An 18,328-nucleotide genomic window follows, 5' to 3' on the forward strand; every position below is an offset into this window, starting at 1 on the left:
AGGTTCACAGCAGATGTGCGCCGGTTCGCCGGTTGGATCTCTGGCACATCCATCTACCGCAAAGGAGTACGAGCATGGCAGTCAGCGTCAACCTCGCCAAGGGCCTGGACAAGGACTTCGAAGACAAGAGCCTCAAGGAAATCCTGGACGCTCCGGTCTCCGCCCTCGCCGGAATCACGGATGCCAAGGGTGAGGTCCTCGCCAAGGAACTGGGCGTCAAGACCGTCCGCGACCTGGGCTCCAACAAGTACTTCGCCCTGGCCGGCGTCCTCGTCGCGCTGGAGGGCAAGGAAGGCTGAGTCCGGCACCTTCCGAAAGAAAAAGAAGGGGTGGTTCCCGTTCGGGAACCACCCCTTCTTTCAACGGTGTTGTCCACCACCCGGTCCGAGCCGTGCGGGGTCCTGGGCGGAAACCGATAAACTGCACAGAGCGGCCCAGGAATCCCGGCGTCGCATCCGCGCCGGAGTCCGTCCGGCGCCGGAGTCACCCCGAATGTGCCAGAAACGGATAATCAGTGATCACACGCCTTTCCTCGCTCTTCCTGCGGACCCTGCGTGAGGACCCGGTGGACGCCGAAGTCGCCAGCCACAAGCTCCTCGTGCGGGCCGGCTACATCCGGCGTGCGGCCCCGGGGATCTACACCTGGCTTCCGCTGGGTCTGAGCGTGCTGCGCAAGGTGGAACAGATCATCCGTGAGGAGATGGCCGCCATCGGGTCCCAGGAGGTCCACTTCCCGGCCCTGCTGCCCAAGGAACCCTACGAGGTGACCAACCGCTGGACCGAGTACGGCGAAGGCATTTTCCGGCTGAAGGACCGCAAGGACGCCGACTATCTCCTGGCGCCCACGCACGAGGAGATGTTCACCCTTCTGGTGAAGGACCTGTACTCCTCGTACAAGGACCTCCCGCTGTCGCTGTACCAGATCCAGAACAAGTACCGCGATGAGGCGCGCCCCCGGGCCGGGCTGCTGCGCGGCCGCGAGTTCATCATGAAGGACTCCTACTCCTTCGACGTCGACGACGCCGGTCTGGACGCCAGCTACGCCGCGCACCGCGCAGCCTACATCCGGATCTTCGAGCGGCTGGGCCTGGAAGTCGTGCCGGTCAAGGCCACGGCCGGTGCCATGGGCGGGTCCAGGAGCGAGGAGTTCCTCCACCCGACCGCGATCGGCGAGGACACCTTCGTGCGCTCCGCCGGAGGCTACGCCGCCAACGTCGAGGCCGTCACCACGGTGGCACCCGAGCCCATCGACTTCAGCGCACTGCCCGCCGCCGTCGTGCGCGACACCCCTGACACTCCCACCATCGAGACCCTGGTGGCTGCGGCGAACGAGCTGGAGCCCCGCGACGGTGAGCCGTGGAGCGGCGCGGACACGCTGAAGAACGTGATCCTGGCCGTCACGCTGCCCACCGGCGAACGTCAGCTCGTCGCCATCGGCGTCCCAGGTGACCGCGCTGTGGACCTCAAGCGCGTCGAGGCGAACATCGGCTCCTTCCTGCCGCTTGCCGGCGAGATCGGCCTGGAAGCCGCTACCGAAGAGGACCTGAAGAAGAACGCCTCTCTGGTCAAGGGCTACATCGGTCCGGGACTGAGCCTGGACGCACCGCTGCTGGGCGCCGAGGGTGCGTCCAAGATCCTGTTCCTGGTGGACCCTCGCGTGGTCTCCGGCAGCAGCTGGATCACCGGTGCCAACGAGGCCGGCAAGCACGTCTTCGGGCTTGTGGCGGGCCGTGACTTCGGCTGGGACGGGGTCATCGAGGCGACCGAGGTGCGCGAAGGCGACCAGGCCCCCGACGGCAGCGGCCCGCTGGAACTCGCCCGCGGCATCGAGATGGGCCACATCTTCCAGCTCGGCCGCAAGTATGCGGAGGCGTTGGAGCTCAAGGTCCTGGACCAGAACGGCAAGCAGGTCGTGGTGACCATGGGCTCCTACGGCGTCGGCGTCACGCGTGCCGTCGCCGCGCTGGCCGAATCCAATCACGACGCCCGCGGCCTGGTCTGGCCCCGGAGCGTGGCACCCGCCGATGTGCACGTGGTGGCCGTGGGCCGCGGCGAGGAGATCTTCGCGACCGCCGAACAGCTCGCGGCGGAACTCTCCGCAGCGGGCCTGGACGTCATCCTGGACGATCGCCCCAAGGTCTCCCCGGGCGTGAAGTTCGGCGACGCCGAACTGCTCGGCGTCCCCACCATCCTGGCCGTCGGCAAGGGGCTGGCAGACGGCGTGGTGGAACTCAAGGACCGCCGCAGCGGCGAGGCGCAGAATGTGCCGGTGGCCGAGGCCGCAGCGGCAGTGCGCGCCGCCGTCGCGCTCTGAGCACCCCGAGGTGACGACGACGGCGGGTGCGCCATGCTGAGCGGAATGGAGCTGCAGAGCGGCTTCGATCTGCTCAACGGTGGCACGCTCGCCGTCATTGTCGTCGCCGGCTTCTGTGCCGGCTGGGTCGATGCCGTGGTCGGCGGAGGCGGGCTCATTCAGCTGCCGGCCCTGCTCCTGGTTCCCGGGATCACGCCGGTCCAGGCGCTCGCCACCAACAAGCTGGGCTCGATCTTCGGCACGACGACGAGCTCCATCACCTTCTATCGCCGGGTGCATCCAGATCTGAGAACCGCGCTGCCCATGGCGGCTGTGGCTCTCGCCGGGAGCTTCGGCGGAGCGATCATCGCGACGCAGCTGCCGGGCAAGGCCTTCAAGCCGATCATCGTGGCCGCCTTGATCGCGGTGCTCCTGTTCACCGCACTTCGGCCGAAAGTGGGAGAGCACACCGCTCTGCGCCACCAGGGCAGACGGCACTACGTGCTGGCCTGCCTGATCGGCGGGGTGATCGGTTGCTATGACGGTCTGATCGGGCCGGGCACGGGGTCTTTCCTGGTGATCGCCCTGGTCTCATTGATGGGCTACGCGTTCACGGAAGCCAGCGCCAAGGCCAAGATCGTGAACATGGCGACCAACGCCGGCGCCCTGCTCTTCTTTCTGCCGCACGGTTCGCTCTTGTGGGGTGTCGGGCTCCTCCTGGGCGCTGCGAACACCGCTGGAGGCTATCTGGGCGCCCGGATGGCCGTGGCGCGCGGCAACTCCTTCATCCGCTGGGTCTTCCTCGCCGTCGTCGCCGTGCTGATCGTCAAGCTCGGCATCGATGTCTGGCAGGAGAACGTCCGCTGACGGCGACGGTCAGTCGTCCAGCCCGGGATCGTGCAGACGCGTGGGGTCCACGGTGTCATCGAGGACCTTGCCGGCCAATGCGGAAGCCAGCCACAAAGACCGTTCGGCTTCGGCTTCGTGCCCTCGACGCGCCGCGAACCAGAGGGCGTCGTCGACGAAACTGACCACCGACCACTGTCGGGCCAGGTCGGGATCGAGGCCGCCGGCCAGGCAGAAGTCCTCCAACCTCGCCGTGAGAGCGGCCGTCGGGTTCCGTGATCCGTACTCCGCGATCCTGTTGCGCAGCACGGGTGGGAGGGAGAACTCCGCTGGTCCCAGGACGGCCTGAGGATCGATGGCGACCCACTCCCGTCCCTGCTCAGGGTGGGGGCGGGACAGGATGTTCTTGAAGTGGAGATCCTGGTGGACCACGACGTCATGATCCTCCCGGCGGCCCACGGTCCCATGGCTCTGGCAGACCTCCAATGCCGCGTGCAGGAGCCACGCCGGAAACGGGCGGCCGAGGTCCAGCCAGTCCTGCGGCAGTTCGTCGCACCAGCGCTCGGCCATGTCAGAGAGCCGCGGGATCCGTCCGCCGTCGTCCGTCCTGATCCCCGCGAGCGGCAGGGGAGCGGAACTGAGAAGCCGGACGATGGACCCCCAGGCGGCCGCGGCCTCGGGAAGCGGGACATCCCAGAGGGTTTCGTCGGGGAGCAACCGTTCCAGGAGCAGGGCGCAGCGTGAGTGGTCGTCCTCCAGCAGACGGACGGCCCCCTTCCCGGCCCACTGGCGGAGCGCAGCGCCCTCGGAAAGAGTCTCCTCGCCGGGCAGGGAGATCTTGAGCACGGCCGGGCCGGCCGGGCCGGTCACCGGCAGGACGAGACCTCCGTAGCCGTGCAGCACTGGAAAGGCCGGCGAAAGGTCGAGATTCAGATCCCATTGCTGGAGACATTCGTCCACAAGGCCGGGAAGCGAGGTGATCCACCGCGAGCCTTCGGCGCTCCGTCTCATGCGCTCTATCAGACCTGGCGGGATGGTCAGGGAGATGCTCACCGTTCCAGGATAGGCGGTGTACTGGAGACGTCTCCTCAGACGATGCCGCTGTGGCCCAGGAGACTGCCGATCAGGAAGGTCGCACCGAGAGCGAGAGCACCACCCAGCACCACACGTGTGGCCGCCCGGGAAGCTTTCGCTCCTCCGATCCAGGCTCCGACCGCGCCGGTCACTGCGAGGGCCACGAGCACCACAGCGAAGGTGAGAGGAAGCCTGACCGGAGCGGGGAAGAGCAGGATCGACAGCAAGGGCAGAATTGCTCCCACCGTGAATGCCAATGCGGACGCGAGGGCCGCGTGCCAGGGGCTGACGATTTCTTCTTCGTCGATGTTGTAATGGGTTCTCAGCTGTGCGGAGAGCGCATTCTTTCGTGTCAATTCCTCGGCGACAGCCTGTGCTGTCTCGGGAGAAATTCCCTGTTCGAGGTAGGCGGTCTTGAGCCGCTCGAATTCTCTCCCGGGATCGTCGGCCAACCGTTTCCGTTCCTGGGCCACCAGGGCTCGCTGGCTGTCGCTCTGACTGCTGACGGAGACGTACTCGCCCAGCGCCATCGAGATCGCGCCGCCGATGAGTCCCGCGGCGCCGGCCGCGAGGGCGGCGGCCTGAGCGGTGGAGGTGCTCTGTGCAGTGGTGGCGCCGGCGACGCCGACCACGATCGCCGCCACGGAGACGATTCCGTCATTGGCTCCGAGCACGCCGGCGCGCAGCCAGTTGAGACGCTGAGCGAGGTTTCCTTTTTCGCTTTTCCGGGCCGGTTCTTGTGCGGGCTTTCCGGCTATTTCAACGGTCGTCATGAATTCAGCAAATCACTCCCGGCAGGCACCGTCCAGCAATGTTTGCCTAGGCTAATTCATCTGAGGTGAGGCTAAGAAAAGTAAGCCTTTGCTAATACCGTGAAATGAATACCTGACGCCGTGAGCTCGTCCAAGCGCGGCGCCGTCGCCCGTGGGCTGCCCCCGGTGGCCCCGGCGCAAGGTCAGTCGAGACTCCCGGCCCAGCCGGTTCCGGGCTCTGCCGGCTTCGGAGGTTGCCGACCCGGCGACTTCGGGCTCTGCCGGCTTCGGAGGTCGCCGATTTCGGGCCCTGCCACCTCGCTCGTATTGCTCGCGGTCTCGGCCGGGCTCGCTATTTGAGTGCGAGATCGCTCATTGTGGGAGCGGTTTCGCACGAACCTAGCGAGCTCGACGAGCGGGTGGACACAAGTAGCGAACTCCTTGGGCGCCGCGATTGGGGGTGACTTCGCTGGTTTTGCTCGCGGTCTCGGCCGGGCTCGCTATTTGAGTGCGAGATCGCTCATTGTGGGAGCGGTTTCGCACGAATCTAGCGAGTTCGACGGGGCGAGGGGAGGCAAGTAGCGAGTTCGGCGGGGACCAGGAAAGCGGCTACGAGGCTCGGCCGGTGGGGGACGGGGTGGAGCCTGCCGTCGTTGCCGTCGTTGCCGTCGTTGCCGTCGTTGCCGTCGTTGCTGTCGTTGCCGTCGCGCCAGGCGTCGGTGCGTCCGGCGTCGGTGTGGCAGGCATCGCGATGCCCGGCAGGACGGGTGCGCCGGGCAGGGTGACGTTCCACGAGCCGCTGCGTGCGGAGGCCCCGAGGAACACCGACATCGCCCACCGCCTCAGATCACCGTCCGAGTATGCGACAAGGTCCAGTGCGGATACCGCGAGCTCGGCCTCGGCGGAGCCCAGGGTCTTGTCAGGCGAAGCCGCGAATCCACTGGGCAGGATGTAGCCCGGTTCCGCCGCCGTACGCTCCTGGCAGGCGCTGAGCAGCCAGGACTGAGCCTGCTCAGCGAGGCCCTGAAGCGTCTTGAGATCCGCGCTGAGAGCGTCGTCGTCAGGACCGCTCTGCTGCGCGACCGCCACCTGGTAGAGATAGTCGAGGTGCTGTGCGGAGCGCAGCACGGATCGTGCGGAGGTCACCGCCCGCTCGCTCATCGATGTGGCCGAGTTGGTGGGCGAGGCCGAGACCGACGACGACGTCGGGGCGGTGCTCTCACCGCTGCACACGCCATTCGGGACTGATACGGGCTGAACGGCGGGCCGGGCGGGGGTGCCTTCCAGGAAGGGACCGACGGCAGCGAAGCGCGCGGCGGCCGCCGAGGTGTAGAGCCGGGCCATGGCTCCGCGCTCCTCTGTGCCTGCCTGGGCGAGAAGCTGTCCGGCGCTGGCGTAGGCGTCCTTGACGAGTGAATCGGCAGAGCCCAGCGAATCAGCTGAGGCTGACGCCGACGTCGTGCCGGACGGTGAGACCTGAGGGGCTGAGGTGGACGGCCCGCCCCCCGGTACTTGAAGTGCATCGGCCTGGTTCTGGAGCAGCGCGGACAATGGCGCCAGGCGGGTGGATTGCGGGCCGGGCAAAGCGCGAATGCTTCGAGCGAGCTGCCCGCTCTGCTCAGCGAAGGCGGCTTGCTTCTGCTCGGAGGCGGACGGTGCCGGTGGTTCGCCCCATGTCCCGTGTTGCACCACGACGCCGAGGCCCAGGACGGCCGCCAGCACGACCACGGAGACAACGGTGTTGCGTACGATCCGTCCGGCGCGGCCCGGTTTGTCCTTCTTTTCCATCACCCACGATCTTCCCACGGCTGCGACGGCTTCCCGGCCGTCCTACCGGGGGAGGAAAGCCACTGCTCGCAAAAAGTCGATACCCTATAGTCTGAAAACTTCAATCAGGGAGGCCTTGCGGACCATGAGCGGTGCCGAACATTCGACGAACCCACAGCACAGTGGGCGGGACCCGGAGGCGGCCCGGCTGCACGAACTCCTGGAAACTGTGGTTCAGGGCCGGGGTCTCTTCCTTGAGGAGGTGGGCATCCACCGTGCGGGCGCACAGCGCACCGTTCAGATTCTGGTGGACCTGCCCGAAGACCAACAGGGCGGTGTGAGTCTTGACACGATCGCCGAGGTCTCCCAGGACATCTCAGCAGCGCTCGACGCCGATCCCCACGACGATGCGCAGCCCTATGAGCTGGAGGTCTCCTCGCCGGGACTGTCCCGGCCGCTGACGCTGCCGCGTCATTGGCGCAGGAATCTCGGTCGCCTCGTCAAGGTGAAGCAGGCCGACGCCGAACCCCTCACCGGACGCGTCCAGGAGGTCCATGAGGATGCGGTCACGCTGGTGCCGCGTGTGGAGACGAAGAAGGGCGTGAAGCCCAAGGACGGGGACCCTGTGACGGTCCCCTTCAGCTCGATCCGCCAGGCCAAGGTGGAGATCGAATTCAGCCATCTGGACCAGGTGGCACTGGACGACGTAGCGGACCCCGAAGCCGAGGAGGCCTAAATGGACATCGACATGAGCGCACTGCGCCTCTTGGAGCGGGAACGCGAGATTCCCCTGGACAAGCTCATCCCCACCATCGAGCAGGCTCTGCTGGTGGCGTATCACAAGACCCCCGGTGCGATCGATCAGGCCCGTGCCGAGCTGGACCGCAGGAGCGGTCACGTCACGATCTGGGCGAGCGAGATCGACGACGAGGGCAATGTCGTCGGCGAGTTCGACGACACTCCGGACGGCTTCGGCCGGATCGCAGCCAGCACCGCCCGTCAGATCATCCTGCAGCGTCTCCGGGACGTCGAGGACGACAACGTCCTGGGCGAGTTCAAGGGCCGCGAGGGAGAACTGGTGGCCGGACAGATCCAGCAGGGTCACTCCGCGCACATGGTTCAGGTGAATCTGGGCAACGTCGAGGCCCTCATGCCTCCGCCCGAGCAGGTGCCGGGCGAGAAGTACCTGCACGGCAATCGCATCCGCGCCTTCGTGGTGAGCGTTCAGCGCGGCCAGAAGGGCCCCAGCATCACGCTCTCCAGGACTCACCCGGGCTTGGTCCGCAAGCTCTTCGAACTGGAGGTCCCGGAGATCGCCGACGGCTCGGTGGAGATCGTCGCGCTGGCGCGGGAGGCCGGACACCGCACCAAGATGGCCGTCCGTGCCAACCGTCCGGGGATCAACGCCAAGGGCGCCTGCATCGGTGAGATGGGTTCCCGTGTGCGTGCCGTCATGAACGAGCTGAACGACGAGAAGATCGACATCGTCGATTTCTCGGACACCCCGGAGACCTTCATCGCGAACGCTCTGTCCCCGTCCAGTGTGGTGAGCGTGACCATTGTCGACGCGGCCACGCGTTCGGCGCGCGTCGTCGTCCCGGACTATCAGCTGTCCCTGGCCATCGGCAAGGAGGGCCAGAACGCCCGCCTCGCGGCCAAGCTGACCGGATGGCGTATCGACATCGCCTCCGACGCGGCCGGAAACTGACTCTGCGCCTGTCTGCGGCACGCCGGGCGGTCGTCGCCAGCCGCAGACAGGCGTAGAATAGTGAAGGCCGGGTTCCCGGTACGGCATCAGCGCGTCCACCTCAGGGTGCCGCGCGCATCACAGCGAGGCAGGCGAGAGTGGCAGCACAGAAGAGTGCACCGCTGCGCACCTGCATCGGATGCCGCCGTCGGGAACCCCAGGAGCTGCTCGTCCGGCTGACGATCGAGCCGGCGTCGCACGGTGTCAACCGTGTGGTGCTGGATGCACGACGCCGGATGGGCGGCCGGGGTGCCTGGTTGCACCCTGCCACTGAATGCTTGGCCCTGGCCCAGCGGAAGCGCGCTTTCGCGCGGGCTTTCCGTGGAGCCGCCGACTCCGGCGGCCTGGATCAGGACCTGGCATCGCACAGTGTCCCAGAGGCTGCGCAAGCGCCTCCCGGGACAACCGTCCAATCCGAAAGCGGGTCAGAAATCTGATGGAAACCCGATGAGTTCCCTGCGATGAGCGCGTAACCATGAGCAATCTGTTGCGTGCCGCACAGCGCCCGGGGCTGCTCCCTGCAGCCATGGGCCGGAAGAAGTACTAGACGGTTCGTGCCAAGACCGATGCGCGGACCGAGACAGGAGAAATGTGGCCAAGGTCCGCGTACACGAGCTCGCCAAGGAGCTCGGTATCACCTCCAAGGATGCGCTTGCGAAGCTGCAGAGCCTTGGAGAGTTCGTCCGTTCCGCTTCGTCGACCATCGAACCTCCGGTGGCCAAGAAGCTGCGTGACGCTTTCCCGGGTGGGGGATCAGCTCCCGCCCCGTCCGCCCCTGCGGCGGCCAGGCCGGGTGCCCCCAAGGCCCCTGCCGCAAGCCCCAAGACATCGGCGCCGGCTCCGGCCGCCGCTCCTCAGGCCGCTCCGGCGGCCCCCGCCCAGAGCTCGCAGGGCGACACCGCTGCGGCTCGTCCCAGCGTTGGCGGCCCGGGTGTAGGCAAGCCCGGCTTCGGCCCGAAGCCAGGCTCTCGTGCCGCGGCCGAGGCGGATGCCGCCCGCGCTGCAGCTGCTCGTCCGGCCAAGTCCGCTCAGCAGGGTTCCGGCCGTTCCGGTGCTCCGCGTCCGGGTGGTCCCCGTCCGGGCAACAACCCGTTCGCCAGCTCCCAGGGCATGCCCCGTGGACGCGACGGCGAGCGTGCTCCGCGTCCGGGCAACAACCCGTTCGCCAGCTCCCAGGGCATGCCCCGCCCGGGTGGTCCTCGCCCGGCACCTGGTGCCGGCGGTCCCCGCCCCGCCGCGGGTGCAGGTGGCCCCCGTCCGGCCGCAGGCTCGGGCGGTCCCCGTCCCGGTGCACCGCGTCCGGGTGGAGCTCCCCGTCCCGGTGGCGCTCCGCGTCCGGGTGGCGGCACCCGGCCTTCGCCGGGCATGATGCCCAGCCGTATCGAACGTCCGGCCCCCGGCGCCGCAGCCCGTCCGGGCGCTCGTCCCGGTGGTGGCCCCGGCCGTCCCGGTGGCGGCGGCGGTGCTCCCGCCGGTGGTGGCTTCGGTAAGGGCGGTCGCGGTCGCGGCGGCACCCAGGGTGCCTTCGGCAAGGGTGGCGCAGGTCGTGGCAAGCAGCGCAAGTCGAAGCGTGCCAAGCGCCAGGAACTGGAGCAGATGAGTGCTCCGTCGATCGGCGGCGTGACCGTTCCCCGTGGCAACGGCGACACCGTCGTCCGTCTGCGTCGTGGCTCGTCCATCACTGACTTCGCCGAGAAGATCGATGCGAACCCGGCGTCGCTCGTGACCGTGCTGTTCCACCTCGGTGAGATGGCGACGGCCACGCAGTCGCTGGACGAGGAGACCTTCGAGCTCCTGGGCGCCGAACTGGGTTACAAGCTTCAGATCGTGTCTCCGGAGGACGAGGAGCGCGAGCTGCTCAGCAGCTTCGACATCGACTTCGAAGCCGAGCTTGAAGCCGAGGGCGACGACGAACTGCAGGCGCGCCCGCCGGTCGTCACCGTCATGGGTCACGTCGATCACGGTAAGACCCGCCTGCTGGACGCCATCCGCAGCTCGGATGTGGTGGCCGGTGAGCACGGTGGCATCACCCAGCACATCGGTGCCTACCAGATCACCCATGAGCACGAGGGTGTCGAGCGCGACATCACCTTCATCGACACCCCGGGTCACGAAGCGTTCACCGCCATGCGTGCCCGTGGTGCCAAGGTGACCGACATCGCCATCCTCGTGGTGGCCGCCGACGACGGTGTCATGCCGCAGACGGTGGAAGCCCTCAACCACGCCCAGGCAGCCAATGTGCCGATCGTGGTCGCGGTGAACAAGATCGACAAGGAAGGCGCGAACCCGGAGAAGATCCGTGGTCAGCTGACCGAGTACGGCCTGGTTCCCGAGGAATACGGTGGCGACACCATGTTCGTGGACGTCTCCGCACGTCAGAACCTGCACATCGACGACCTCCTCGAGGCCGTGCTGCTCACCGCCGACGCCGCTCTGGATCTGCGTGCCAACCCGGACAAGGACGCGCGAGGCATCGCCATCGAAGCGAACCTCGACCGTGGCCGTGGTTCCGTGGCGACCGTGCTGGTCCAGTCGGGCACCCTGAACATCGGTGACACGATCGTGGCGGGCACCGCCCACGGCCGCGTCCGTGCCATGTTCGATGAGGATGGCGAGTCCCTCGCCGAGGCGGGTCCGTCCCGTCCGGTGCAGGTGCTGGGCCTGTCCAGCGTCCCGCGCGCCGGTGACACCTTCTTCGTGACCTCTGACGAGCGCACCGCCCGTCAGATCGCTGAGAAGCGTGAAGCCGCGGATCGCAACGCCGCCCTCGCCAAGCGCCGCAAGCGCATCAGCCTGGAAGACTTCGACCAGGCCGTCGCCGAAGGCAAGATCGACACCCTCAACCTCATCCTCAAGGGTGACGTGTCCGGTGCCGTGGAAGCCCTCGAGGACGCTCTGCTCAAGATCGACGTGGGCGACGACGTCCAGCTGCGCGTCATCCACCGCGGTGTGGGTGCCATCACTCAGAACGACGTCAACCTGGCCACCGTGGACAGCGCCATCATCATCGGCTTCAACGTCAAGCCGGCTGAGCGTGTTGCTGAACTGGCCGAGCGTGAAGGCGTGGACATGCGCTTCTACTCGGTCATCTACGCGGCCATCGATGACATCGAACTCGCACTCAAGGGCATGCTCAAGCCCGAGTACGAAGAGGTTCAGCTCGGCACCGCGGAGATCCGCGAGGTGTTCCGTTCCTCCAAGTTCGGCAACATCGCCGGTTCGATCGTGCGTTCCGGCCTCATCCGCCGTAACGCCAAGGCCCGTGTCCTCCGTGACGGCAAGGTCATCGCGGAGAACCTGTCCATCGAGTCGCTGCGCCGCTTCAAGGACGACGCCACCGAGGTCCGCGAGGGCTTCGAATGTGGTATCGGCCTGGGCTCGTACAACGACCTGACCGAGGGCGACATCATCGAGACCTTCGAGATGCGCGAGAAGCCGCGCGTCTAGGAGTTTCACGAAGGCCGGGCCGTGCGGAATCCCGCGCGGCCCGGCCTTCGCCCACCAGTCAACGTGCCGCAAGGAGGAGAAATGGCAGATCCAGCACGTGCCGCGAGGCTGGCACAGCGCATCAAGGTCTTGGTGGCCGAGGCGCTCAGGAAGGCCGTGAAGGACGAGCGTGCGCTCGACATCACGGTGACCGACGCCCGCGTCACCAATGACCTTCAGCACGCCACGGTCTACTACACGGTGCTCGGCGACGCCGACGCCAAGGCCGGGGCGGAAGAAGTCCTGTCTCAGAACAAGGGAATCCTGCGTCGTGAGGTCGGGCGTAACCTGACCATCCGGCTCACGCCGTCCCTTGAGTTCGTCGCCGACGAGATCCCGGAGAACGCCTCTCACCTGGAGGACCTCATCCGGGTGGCGAAGGAGCGGGACGCCGAAGTGGCAGGCCTGGCCGAAGGCGCAAGCTATGCGGGGGAGTCTGACCCTTATAAGAAGGACGAGGAAGAGGAAGACTGAAGTCTTTCCCGTTCCACTGATCCTTCTCGAAGGTCAGCCCTTAAATGCTGTGGACCCCACCGGAATCCGGTGGGGTCCACAGCATTTAAGGGCATCGGACCGCGTCCTGCCCGGAGACTACTTGGTCCAGACGATCGGCTTGTCCGTGTAGGGGTTCAGGTCGTAGCTGGCGTAGTTGCTGGAGTATCCGCTGTAGGCCACCTCGGCGACCTCGGTGCCGGTCGGGGCCAAGGCGATCTGGCAATCCACCTGAGTGTCGCCGATGGCCTTGAAGCTCCGGGCGGAGCGGCACTTGTCGAATCCGCCGAAGATGATGAGGGAACCGGCCCGGGCTCCACCCTTGAGGTTGCCCTTGAACCCGCTGGCGGACCAGGAGACGGAGGACTTGATGGGCTTCATCGTCTGCTTCAGCGTGACCTCACTGTGGATGTAGTACGGGGTGTAACCCTTGTACTTCTCCGCTCCCTTGAGCGCTGAGAGGTCGGCGAAAGCGCCCTTTTCGATGTCGGTGACCTTCACGTCGAAGAGCTGCTTGTCGTAGTAGTCCTTGTCGGGCTTACCGAACTGGACGAAGATCTTGGCGGGCTGGCCGAGCTTGAGAGCGGTGCCCGCCGCGGTCATGTCGGCCACGGACGGCCCGCCGCTCGTATCGGCAGTGCTGGCGGCCGTGCTGCTGGCGCTTTCCGAGGGGCTGGGATCCTGGCTGGGGGAGGCATCCTGGCTGGTGACGGGAGCCGAGGTCTCATCGGCGACCGGCTTGCCGCCCTTGGTGTCCACGGTGATCGTGCAGGCGCTGAGGCTGAGTGCCAGTGCCGCGACAGCGGCGACCGCCCCCGCGGTCTTGGTGCGTGTGGTGATGAAAGACATGGTTCCCTGATCCTTGTGCTCATCGATCGCTCAGTTAGTGCAATCGCTGGAGCAATCTTCTCATCTCTCCTGTCAAGCTGCGATGGGGAGCGCTCCCCATCGTGTCACATCGCGTCCCGGGCGGTGAGGGAAAGTGAGGACCGGAGACCTCCTATACTGGAAGGCGTGCTTTCGGGACTGGTGATCGTGGACAAACCACAAGGGTGGACGAGCCACGATGTCGTGGCACGCATGCGTCGGCTGGCGGGAACCCGCAAGGTGGGTCATGCCGGGACGCTGGATCCCATGGCCACCGGCGTGCTGGTGATCGGGGTCAACAAGGCGACCCGGCTCCTGACCTACATCGTCGGCACCGGCAAGCGCTACACGGCGACCATCAGGCTCGGGCAGTCCACGGTGACCGATGACGCCGAGGGTGAGGTGACCGCCGTCGGGGACGCCTCGGGAATCGAGGACGAGCGACTGCGCGCCGCCGTCGCAGGCTTCCTCGGGGAGATCCAGCAGGTCCCGAGCAGTGTGAGCGCCATCAAGGTCAACGGGGAACGCTCCTATGCCCGGGTCCGGGCGGGGGAGGAGGTGGCCCTGGCCGCCCGCCCCGTCACGATCCATCGCTTCGACGTCCTTGACATCCGCCGCGAGGGCAGCCTGCTCGACGTCGATGTCGACGTCGCCTGCTCCTCCGGAACCTACATTCGCGCCCTGGCCCGTGACCTCGGCGCGGAACTCGGAGTCGGCGGTCACCTGACAGCCTTGCGCCGCCACGAGGTCGGCCCCTTCACGCTCGATGCCGCACGGACCATGGAACAGCTGGAGCAGGAACTGCAGATCCTGGAGCTGTCCCAGGCCGCCCGCGATCTCATGCTCTCCCGGGAGCTGACCGAGGAAGAAGCCGCTGATCTTTCGCACGGGCGCCGGATCGCACGTGATCCTGAACAGCCGGCTGGTCCCGAGGCGCCGGTTGCGGCGTTCGCGCCGGACGGCACGCTGACCGCATTGCTCAGTGACTCCGGGCGGCATGCCAAGCCGGTGCTGGTCTTCCCGTCGGACGCCCCGCAAGGCGACGCCTGATGGACGGGTACTTCTGGGCGACGGCGGTCGTCGGCGGGATCTCGACCGTCATGTGCCTCGTGGCCGGTGCGATGGGCAAGAAGCCCAACGACATCACCATCCTGTCCGTCGCAGCGGTATGGCTCGTCATCCTCGTCTATCTCGTCGGCTCCATCGTGCGGGCGGTCTCGGGCGAACCGATCCGAGGCGAGGCGTGGGAATTCTGGGGCTACATGCTCACTGCCCTGATGGTGCCCATCGGCGCGGTGTACTGGTCCGTGCTGGAGCGGACCAGATGGAGCAACTTCGTCCTGGCCGTGGTCGGCGTGACGGCGCTCGTCATGGCGGCCCGGATGAATCAGATCTGGTACTAGAGGAAGAACGCACACGGTGAACACCCCCCAGCCACAGAGCGAGACCCGGAACACCCGCAATACCGGCCCCGGCAGGCTCCTGATCGCCGTCTACGGCATCTTCGCGCTGGCCACCACGGCGCGGGCCGCATTCCAGATCGCCACCAAGTTCGACACCGCGCCCCTGGCCTATCTCCTCTCCGCCTTGTCCGCCGTGGTGTACATCGTGGCGACGGTGTCCCTGGCCCGGCGAGGAGACACCTCGTACAAGGTGTCGGTGGCCGCGGTCGGGGTGGAACTGATCGGTGTGCTCATCGTGGGCGCGCTCAGCATCTTCGACAGCCAGGCGTTCCCTGCGGACACGGTCTGGTCCGGCTTCGGGAAGGGCTACGGATTCGTGCCGTTGATCCTGCCCGTGCTGGGCCTCTGGTGGCTCTACCGCAGGCGTCCGTCGGCCTCCTGAGCCGGAGGATGGATAATCGTGACAGGCCGCGCGGCTGCGGCAACCGATTCGCACAAGGGAATTCGCATGGTTGAGATGTGGCAGGACCTGACTCAGGTCCCTGCGGAGTACGGTCCTGCCGTGGTGACGATCGGCAACTTCGACGGCGTCCATCGTGGCCACCGTCGGGTTCTCTCGGCGCTCGTGGCCCGTGCGAAGGAGCGCGGCATCCGCTCGATCGTCGTGACCTTCGACCCTCATCCGGCCCGCTTGCACCGGCCTGAGCACGCGCCGGAACTCATCATGGGCCTCCAGGACCGGATCGAGGCCCTGGCCGCGGAGGGCGTCGACGGTGTGCTCGTCATGGAATACACCCACGAGCTGTCACTGATGACCGCGCGCGGCTTCGTGCAGGACGTCCTGGTGGACGGCCTGCACGCCAGCGCCGTCGTCATCGGACACGACACGCGCTTCGGTGCCGGGAACGGCGGAGACGTGCAGACCATGCGGGAGCTGGGAGCCGAACTCGGCTTCGCGGTGGACGTCATCGACGAGTTCGGCACGGACGACGACGGCGGGCTGTCGCGCCGCTGTTCCTCCACCTGGGTGCGCGAGACGCTCGCCGCGGGAGACGTGGCGCAGGCCGCGGTCGTCCTTGGACGACCGCATCGCATGCGCGGCGAAGTGGTGCACGGTGCGGCCAGGGGTCGCGAGCTGGGGTTCCCCACCGCCAATCTGTCGCCGGCGTCCACCGGCTTCGTCCCCGCCGACGGGATCTATGCGGGCTGGCTCCTGGAAGAATCCGGGACGCGCTGGCCGGCAGCCATCTCCGTCGGTTCCAACCCGACGTTCGAGGGCGTGGAACGGCAGGTGGAGGCCTTCGTGATCGGCCGCCCGCAGGAGCGGGTGGAGGATTTCAATCTGTACGGTCAGCGCGTCGTGCTGGAGTTCGTGGAGCGTTTGCGCGGCATGGTCGCGTACCGCGGACCGGAGGCCCTGGTGGAGCAGATGTGCCTCGACGTGGCCCAGAGCAAGGAGATCCTGGGCGTCACGGTCTGAGACGACGCCCGGCTCACGTGCGGGGGCTGAGCGCAATGCCGGACCGCGTGACCTCAGTGTCCGCTTCCCTCGGAGGGAAGCGTGCTGGAGCCGCCGCGGTCCCGCAGGCGAGCCGCGAACTTCCGGTGGTCTGCCGCGTTGACCTCCGCGTAGCCGTGCGCCCAGTCGACCAGGGCGGCGCCGGCGCGGCGACCGCCGCCCAGATAACCGGCCACCCGGGTCGCCGCGGGCGACTGTGAGTGCGCGCGTGCCAGGAGCACGGCGCAGGCCTGCGCATAGCCCTGAAAGGAATCGTCCTCCAGGGTCCCGACGTCGATTCCACCCTTCATATCGCGGAACTGCCGGAGATAGAAGTCGCCCTCCGGAACCCTGAGATGGCCCAGGAAGGGGTCTGAGCAGGACTGGAGGATCTTCTGCAGTCCCACCACCCGTGCCCCCTCACCCTGGCGCTCGATCCCGTCCTCCAGCTGACGCGGCTGAGCGATCCCGCCGTACTGGGCCAGCACGCTCTCGCGAGCCTCCTTGGCCTGGAGGATGAGGACGTCTCCGCCGGCTTCCTGGAGGGCGATCACGAAGCACTGCGTCCCCACGCTGCCCACGCCCACCACCCGGCGTGCCAGGTCGGCGAGCGTGTAGTGCTGCACGAGGAAGGCGATGTCGATCGCTGCGGACCGCTGATAGGCGCGGAAGAGCTCCTCGAAGTCGTGGCTCAGCTCGGTACTGACGTGTTCCATGAGCGGCGGGCTGTCGAGGAAGCGGACCCGGCCGTCCGGACCGGGCTGGGTGAGTTTACGGGCGGCCTGGCTCGAGGTTCTCCGCCGGGCCTTGACGACGGCGGACTCGAGCGCCTTGCGGGCCGACCCGGTGAGGCGGCTGAGCGTCTCCTCGGCGTTGACGTTGCTGTAGTAGCGCTCCACCGGACTGAGCTGGAGTCCGGCGTCCAGCCCTCTCCGGTAGGCGTCCACACTGGCCAGCGCGGTGGCCTCCACGGCCTTGCTGCTGCGGCCGTTCTCCTGCCCTGCGACGACGAGGCTGGTCACCAGGCGCTTGAGGTCCCACTCCCAGGGCGCCCACGCCGCCTCATCGAAGTCGTTGAGATCGAACACCAGGCTGCGTTCGGGGGAGGCGTAGAAGCCGAAGTTGGCCAGATGCGCGTCGCCGCAGGATGCCACGACGATGCCGGAGTGCGGATCCCTCGCCAGATCCGCCGCCATGACGGCGGCCGCACCCCGGTAGAAGGAGAACGCCGAGGCGGCCATCCGCTCCTCGCGGAGGGGGACGAGCTCCTGGACTCGGACGGCGTTCTGGCTGTCCAGGATCGCGAGCGGGTCGCGATCCTCGGTGCTGAGCCGGGCGAGTTCCCGGCGTGGGTGACGGGAGCGCGCAGCCCGGCCGGCGGAGAGCTGTTCGCGGAGGGTGGGGTCATCTGTCGCCATGAGGACAGTCTGGTGCCGGGGGAGGCCCAGGACAAGGAACGCGCGGGCTGCGGCCGGCTTTTCGACAAGGCGAGCGGGAGAACGATAGAATGTGAGGTGGATCCGGCTGCAGTCCGTGGTTGCCGGTCCTGTCGCGTGTTCACCCCGGTGTTCGCGGCATCCCCGGCAGTGAGTCTCTGTCCGGGCCGCACGGCACACTCAGTAGGAGTTCACTGTGGCACTTGACGCCGCCGTAAAGACGCAGATCATCGCGGAATACGCCACCCACGAGGGTGACACCGGTTCCCCCGAGGTTCAGATCGCTGTGCTGTCCAAGCGCATCTCTGACCTGACGGAGCACCTGAAGTTCCACAAGCACGACCACCACACCCGCCGTGGCCTGATGGCCCTGGTCGGTCGCCGTCGTCGTCTGCTGCGCTACCTGCACGACACCGACATCAGCCGCTACCGTTCGCTCATCGAGCGCCTCGGCCTGCGCCGCTAGTTGGTCCGGAAGCGGTCCGCTCCAGGAGCGGACCGCTTCCTGCAGTATCGCCCGGTTTTCCGGGCACCCGAAACAACTCAAGCGACCTGAGTCCGCAGCATTCGCGGTCCTCGGTAGTGACTTGCGGGACGGATTCCGCCCCGAGGGTCTCGATCGAAGACCGGGTGCCGGGTGCAGGCCGCCCACAACGAAACGGAGGTG

18 protein-coding genes are annotated in these 18,328 nt (G+C 67.2%); 13 read left to right on the forward strand and 5 right to left on the reverse strand.

What is annotated here, in order from left to right; all coding sequences use genetic code 11:
* Nucleotides 1–74 precede the first annotated feature (74 nt).
* The 3 genes from ACIPXZ_RS13695 to ACIPXZ_RS13705 all read left to right on the forward strand — a co-directional run bounded on the left by ACIPXZ_RS13695 (nucleotide 75) and on the right by ACIPXZ_RS13705 (nucleotide 3,160).
* On the forward strand, nucleotides 75–299 hold the full coding sequence (locus tag ACIPXZ_RS13695) for a hypothetical protein (protein WP_400595208.1): 225 nt from the start codon (nucleotides 75–77) through the stop codon (nucleotides 297–299).
* Between the two features lie 215 nt (nucleotides 300–514).
* On the forward strand, nucleotides 515–2,314 hold the full coding sequence (locus ACIPXZ_RS13700) for a proline--tRNA ligase (RefSeq protein ID WP_400595210.1): 1,800 nt from the start codon (nucleotides 515–517) through the stop codon (nucleotides 2,312–2,314).
* 45 nt (nucleotides 2,315–2,359) lie between these two features.
* Nucleotides 2,360–3,160 (forward strand): sulfite exporter TauE/SafE family protein, encoded by an 801-nt coding sequence (locus ACIPXZ_RS13705; protein WP_400595212.1) that lies wholly within the window; start codon nucleotides 2,360–2,362, stop codon nucleotides 3,158–3,160.
* Nucleotides 3,161–3,169: 9 nt separating this feature from the next.
* On the opposite strand, the gene ACIPXZ_RS13710 is transcribed toward ACIPXZ_RS13705, so the two are convergent.
* The 3 genes from ACIPXZ_RS13710 to ACIPXZ_RS13720 form a co-directional block, all read right to left on the reverse strand.
* Nucleotides 3,170–4,192: an aminoglycoside phosphotransferase family protein gene (locus ACIPXZ_RS13710; RefSeq protein WP_400595214.1), complete on the reverse strand. Its 1,023-nt coding sequence runs from the start codon at nucleotides 4,190–4,192 to the stop codon at nucleotides 3,170–3,172.
* A gap of 35 nt (nucleotides 4,193–4,227) precedes the next feature.
* The gene (locus ACIPXZ_RS13715) at nucleotides 4,228–4,986 is read right to left on the reverse strand and encodes a VIT family protein (protein ID WP_400595216.1); all 759 of its coding nucleotides are present in this window, start codon (nucleotides 4,984–4,986) and stop codon (nucleotides 4,228–4,230) included.
* A gap of 588 nt (nucleotides 4,987–5,574) precedes the next feature.
* Nucleotides 5,575–6,753 (reverse strand): DUF4439 domain-containing protein, encoded by a 1,179-nt coding sequence (locus ACIPXZ_RS13720; RefSeq protein ID WP_400595217.1) that lies wholly within the window; start codon nucleotides 6,751–6,753, stop codon nucleotides 5,575–5,577.
* A 124-nt stretch (nucleotides 6,754–6,877) separates the two neighbouring features.
* Here ACIPXZ_RS13720 and rimP point away from each other — a divergent pair, with 124 nt between their 5' ends.
* The 5 genes from rimP (at nucleotide 6,878) to rbfA (ending at nucleotide 12,439) form a co-directional block, all read left to right on the forward strand.
* Nucleotides 6,878–7,468, forward strand: coding sequence for a ribosome maturation factor RimP (rimP, locus tag ACIPXZ_RS13725; protein ID WP_400595219.1), 591 nt, complete (start codon nucleotides 6,878–6,880; stop codon nucleotides 7,466–7,468).
* Entirely contained in the window at nucleotides 7,469–8,440 is a 972-nt protein-coding gene (gene nusA / locus ACIPXZ_RS13730; RefSeq protein ID WP_400595221.1) for a transcription termination factor NusA, read from the forward strand.
* 137 nt (nucleotides 8,441–8,577) lie between these two features.
* Nucleotides 8,578–8,916: a YlxR family protein gene (locus ACIPXZ_RS13735; protein ID WP_400595223.1), complete on the forward strand. Its 339-nt coding sequence runs from the start codon at nucleotides 8,578–8,580 to the stop codon at nucleotides 8,914–8,916.
* Between the two features lie 154 nt (nucleotides 8,917–9,070).
* The gene (gene infB, locus ACIPXZ_RS13740) at nucleotides 9,071–11,926 is read left to right on the forward strand and encodes a translation initiation factor IF-2 (RefSeq protein ID WP_400595225.1); all 2,856 of its coding nucleotides are present in this window, start codon (nucleotides 9,071–9,073) and stop codon (nucleotides 11,924–11,926) included.
* Between the two features lie 81 nt (nucleotides 11,927–12,007).
* Complete coding sequence (gene rbfA / locus ACIPXZ_RS13745; protein WP_400595227.1) at nucleotides 12,008–12,439, forward strand: 30S ribosome-binding factor RbfA; 432 nt, start codon at nucleotides 12,008–12,010, stop codon at nucleotides 12,437–12,439.
* 117 nt (nucleotides 12,440–12,556) lie between these two features.
* Here the strand turns inward: rbfA and ACIPXZ_RS13750 are convergent, their stop codons facing one another.
* Nucleotides 12,557–13,306: a hypothetical protein gene (locus ACIPXZ_RS13750; RefSeq protein WP_400595229.1), complete on the reverse strand. Its 750-nt coding sequence runs from the start codon at nucleotides 13,304–13,306 to the stop codon at nucleotides 12,557–12,559.
* 165 nt (nucleotides 13,307–13,471) lie between these two features.
* Between ACIPXZ_RS13750 and truB the strand changes: the two genes are divergently transcribed.
* The 4 genes from truB to ACIPXZ_RS13770 all read left to right on the forward strand — a co-directional run bounded on the left by truB (nucleotide 13,472) and on the right by ACIPXZ_RS13770 (nucleotide 16,207).
* Nucleotides 13,472–14,374 carry a tRNA pseudouridine(55) synthase TruB gene (gene truB, locus ACIPXZ_RS13755; RefSeq protein WP_400595231.1) on the forward strand — a complete coding sequence of 301 codons (903 nt, stop codon included), beginning with the start codon at nucleotides 13,472–13,474 and terminating at the stop codon, nucleotides 14,372–14,374.
* Entirely contained in the window at nucleotides 14,374–14,727 is a 354-nt protein-coding gene (locus ACIPXZ_RS13760) for a hypothetical protein (RefSeq protein ID WP_400595233.1), read from the forward strand. Before truB ends, ACIPXZ_RS13760 begins: the two co-directional genes overlap by 1 nt.
* 16 nt (nucleotides 14,728–14,743) lie before the next feature.
* On the forward strand, nucleotides 14,744–15,169 hold the full coding sequence (locus tag ACIPXZ_RS13765) for a hypothetical protein (RefSeq protein ID WP_400595235.1): 426 nt from the start codon (nucleotides 14,744–14,746) through the stop codon (nucleotides 15,167–15,169).
* A gap of 66 nt (nucleotides 15,170–15,235) precedes the next feature.
* Nucleotides 15,236–16,207, forward strand: coding sequence for a bifunctional riboflavin kinase/FAD synthetase (locus ACIPXZ_RS13770; RefSeq protein WP_400595237.1), 972 nt, complete (start codon nucleotides 15,236–15,238; stop codon nucleotides 16,205–16,207).
* Nucleotides 16,208–16,260: 53 nt separating this feature from the next.
* Here ACIPXZ_RS13770 and ACIPXZ_RS13775 read toward each other — a convergent pair whose 3' ends face one another.
* Entirely contained in the window at nucleotides 16,261–17,643 is a 1,383-nt protein-coding gene (locus tag ACIPXZ_RS13775; RefSeq protein ID WP_400595239.1) for a DUF2252 domain-containing protein, read from the reverse strand.
* Nucleotides 17,644–17,857: 214 nt separating this feature from the next.
* Here ACIPXZ_RS13775 and rpsO point away from each other — a divergent pair, with 214 nt between their 5' ends.
* Nucleotides 17,858–18,127: a 30S ribosomal protein S15 gene (gene rpsO, locus ACIPXZ_RS13780; RefSeq protein WP_400595241.1), complete on the forward strand. Its 270-nt coding sequence runs from the start codon at nucleotides 17,858–17,860 to the stop codon at nucleotides 18,125–18,127.
* Nucleotides 18,128–18,328 lie beyond the last annotated feature (201 nt).

The organism is Arthrobacter sp. NPDC090010 (genome assembly GCF_044748305.1).
Lineage (GTDB): Bacteria > Actinomycetota > Actinomycetes > Actinomycetales > Micrococcaceae > Arthrobacter_E.